Origin of the sequence: Mesorhizobium sp. M7A.F.Ca.MR.362.00.0.0, from assembly GCF_004023175.1 — a bacterium.
GTDB lineage: Bacteria > Pseudomonadota > Alphaproteobacteria > Rhizobiales > Rhizobiaceae > Mesorhizobium.
On the sequence record NZ_RZTF01000124.1, the window covers coordinates 13,141 to 15,755 of the forward strand.

Sequence of the window (2,615 nt, forward strand, 5' to 3'; positions counted from 1 at the left end):
AATACGGCGAAAAAAGCGGTCGAGGTGATCGTCGGCCAGCAGCTCGACCGGATGTTCACCCTGATCTTCACGCAAGACAAGGTCCCCGAACAGGCGAGGGCGGTGGCCGTTATTACCGATGCCTCGAGTGCTTGCATGCTCGCGCTCGATCCGTCCGCTTCGCAGGCGGCGCTGTTTTCCGGCAGCACCAGCGTTAAGCTTAACGGCTGCTCGGTCATGTCTAATTCGATCGCCTCGGACGCCATCAAGGTTCAGGGTTCGGCCGGCCTGCAGGCCGATTGCCTGATATCGGCAGGCGGTGTCTCTCTCAGCAACCCCGTCACCACCGTCTGCGCGGTCCCGATCACCCAGGCACTGCCTGCCGGCGATCCCTTTGTCGACCTGCCGGCCCCGGTGGCCGCGACCCCCTGCCAGAACGACAACAAGGCGACGCTCGGTCCAGGCACCTATTGCAGCGGCATGAACCTGAAGGGCAATGTCACGCTTTCGCCCGGCGTCTATGTCGTCCAGGGCAGTTTCAAGATAAACGCCAACGCAGCCATCACCGGCAGCGGGGTGACCATCTTCATGTCGGGCAGTTCGACCGTCAGCATGAATGGCAATGCGTCCGTGAAGCTCAGCGCGGCGACTTCGGGCACCTACTCAGGCGTTCTGTTCTACGGCGACAGGACCGGCATGATCGCATCCAGCACATTCAACGGCACAGCGGACTCGCTTTTGACCGGGGCCATCTACTTCCCCAAGCAGCAAGTGAACTATCTTGGCAACTTCTCGGGCAATGGCGGCTGCACCAGGGTCGTCGCCAATACGATCCAATGGTCCGGTAACTCAACCATCAATCAGGATTGCTCGAGCCTCGGAGTGCCCAACATTCCAGCCGCGCGGTCCGTGGCACTGTCCGAGTAGCGCCGTGCGGCGCCGATCGATACCGATCCTTGGCGATGATTCGGGCGTTGCGGCGGTCGAGTTCGCGATGGTGCTGCCGATTCTGTGCCTGGTGCTGCTTGGTATTCTGGACGGCTGGTCCTACGTAACGAGTTCACTGTCTATGCGCGCCGGTGTGAAGACCGCCGCGAACCTGGTCATGAGCGGATCGACCGATGATGCAGCGACCCAGGCCCTTGCCATTGCGAGCTGGGAAAATCGGCCGGAAGACGGCCAGGTCACGCTAAGCCGCATCCGTATGTGCGGGGCGACGGTGGTCGACGCGTCCACCATGTGCAGTGGGCCGAAGGTGCCAGCGGTCTATGTCCAGATACAGGCATCGGGCACCTGGGTGCCGCCAATTGCCTTCGGCGCCTTTGCCACTTCCACCGTCATCGGTCACCAGGAGACGATCCGTGTCCGCTAGGGTAAGCGCGTTCCGGCGGGATCGATCGGGCGGGGCCGGGCTGGAGTTCGCGCTGATCGCGCCCTTCCTTGTCATGCTGCTGTTCGGAATCTTCGCCTTTGGCTGGTCGATGCACTCGGTCTCCAGTGTTCGCTATACGCTGGAGACGTCAGCGCGCTCGCTGCAGCTTAAAAACACGCTGACCCAGGCCGACATTCAATCGATCGCCACGCAGAAATTGCAGGCCTTGGGGTTCAAGGACGTGAACGTCACCATCGCCATCGACCCGGTGAGCGGCGGCTTCCGCATGGCGCATCTGACCGCCGCCTATGCCTTCGTCATCGACTTTCCCTACTTCAGTTCCTTCCCGATCAACTACGCGACAACCGTTACCGTGCCGCTGCTTGGCAGCGGCTAGGCTGTGGCCGATAACCGTCGGCGAGAATGCGCGCTAGGGCTCTGCTCATTTGTACGCTTTGAACGCGATCAGGCCACCGAGAATGGTTATCGCCGTCAGGATCAGCGCCCACGACATGACGTTGTGTGACAGACGCCTCCGGCCGCGCAGGGCCAGGTCCCGCCAGCGTTTAGCCTGATCAGCCCCTGTATTTGGCTTATCCACACCCTTCTCCAACGGGCAGAATGCGACTCATGCCGGCCGGTGTCGAGATGGCACCGGTTTTGGCGGCCACGACGCAAGCTTGGCACTCCGGCCAGCTTTTTATGGCACAGGGCTAGCTAATATATTCGTTAGTGCTAATGTTAAGATGACGTTACGTCATGTCCGACCATCCGTCGGGTGCAATGTGGGGGTTCCAATGAGAGTGGCTGTATTTTGCGCGGCTGTCGTTTTCGCTGCGACTGGTGTGGCTGTTGCCAAGGAAAAGAAGGCGGCGGTCAGTGACGCCGCCGCTTTATGTTCCACCAACCCGTCAGCCAAGAAGTCCGCACCAAATCTGGACTGTGGTTTCACCGGAACCGCCAAATCGGGAGATAGCGGCGCAAAAGCAGAGCCGCGCCTCGGATACGACGCCAATCCGTGGATTATAACAGGCTTTTGACTTCGCATCGGCGGTTGCCGGTGAAGCGCTGAAGAGGGGCGTCTTGACCGGCGGGCGTCGCCCCCGCGACCGGAGCGTAACGGTCGGGCGCCGTCGAGAAGGAGGAAGCGCAAATGGCCGCCTATCTGATCGCGGATGTAGACGTAAAGAACGCTGCTGCGTTCGAGGAATACCGGCGGGATGTGCCAGCCACCGAGGAGCGTTATGGTGGGAGATATCTAGGT

The 2,615-nt window shown here is 60.9% G+C and carries 6 protein-coding genes; 5 read left to right on the forward strand and 1 reads right to left on the reverse strand.

Annotation, left to right across the window (positions count from 1 at the left end; translation table 11 throughout):
* The first annotated feature begins 24 nt into the window (after nucleotides 1-24).
* The 3 genes from EOC06_RS16950 to EOC06_RS16960 are packed head-to-tail and all read left to right on the forward strand — an operon-like array spanning nucleotide 25 to nucleotide 1,748.
* Nucleotides 25-906, forward strand: coding sequence for a hypothetical protein (locus EOC06_RS16950; RefSeq protein ID WP_245469682.1), 882 nt, complete (start codon nucleotides 25-27; stop codon nucleotides 904-906).
* Between the two features lie 4 nt (nucleotides 907-910).
* The gene (locus EOC06_RS16955; RefSeq protein ID WP_245469680.1) at nucleotides 911-1,351 is read left to right on the forward strand and encodes a TadE/TadG family type IV pilus assembly protein; all 441 of its coding nucleotides are present in this window, start codon (nucleotides 911-913) and stop codon (nucleotides 1,349-1,351) included.
* On the forward strand, nucleotides 1,341-1,748 hold the full coding sequence (locus tag EOC06_RS16960) for a TadE/TadG family type IV pilus assembly protein (protein ID WP_127270088.1): 408 nt from the start codon (nucleotides 1,341-1,343) through the stop codon (nucleotides 1,746-1,748). The genes EOC06_RS16955 and EOC06_RS16960 overlap by 11 nt, the downstream gene beginning before the upstream one ends.
* 45 nt (nucleotides 1,749-1,793) lie before the next feature.
* Here the strand turns inward: EOC06_RS16960 and EOC06_RS16965 are convergent, their stop codons facing one another.
* Nucleotides 1,794-1,952 carry a hypothetical protein gene (locus EOC06_RS16965; RefSeq protein WP_127327467.1) on the reverse strand — a complete coding sequence of 53 codons (159 nt, stop codon included), beginning with the start codon at nucleotides 1,950-1,952 and terminating at the stop codon, nucleotides 1,794-1,796.
* Between the two features lie 196 nt (nucleotides 1,953-2,148).
* Here EOC06_RS16965 and EOC06_RS16970 point away from each other — a divergent pair, with 196 nt between their 5' ends.
* Together EOC06_RS16970 and EOC06_RS16975 are read left to right on the forward strand one after the other, a co-directional pair.
* Nucleotides 2,149-2,391 carry a hypothetical protein gene (locus EOC06_RS16970; protein ID WP_128308316.1) on the forward strand — a complete coding sequence of 81 codons (243 nt, stop codon included), beginning with the start codon at nucleotides 2,149-2,151 and terminating at the stop codon, nucleotides 2,389-2,391.
* Nucleotides 2,392-2,504: 113 nt separating this feature from the next.
* Nucleotides 2,505-2,615: DUF1330 domain-containing protein (locus EOC06_RS16975; protein WP_128308317.1), on the forward strand; the 111-nt coding region annotated here is incomplete at its 3' end.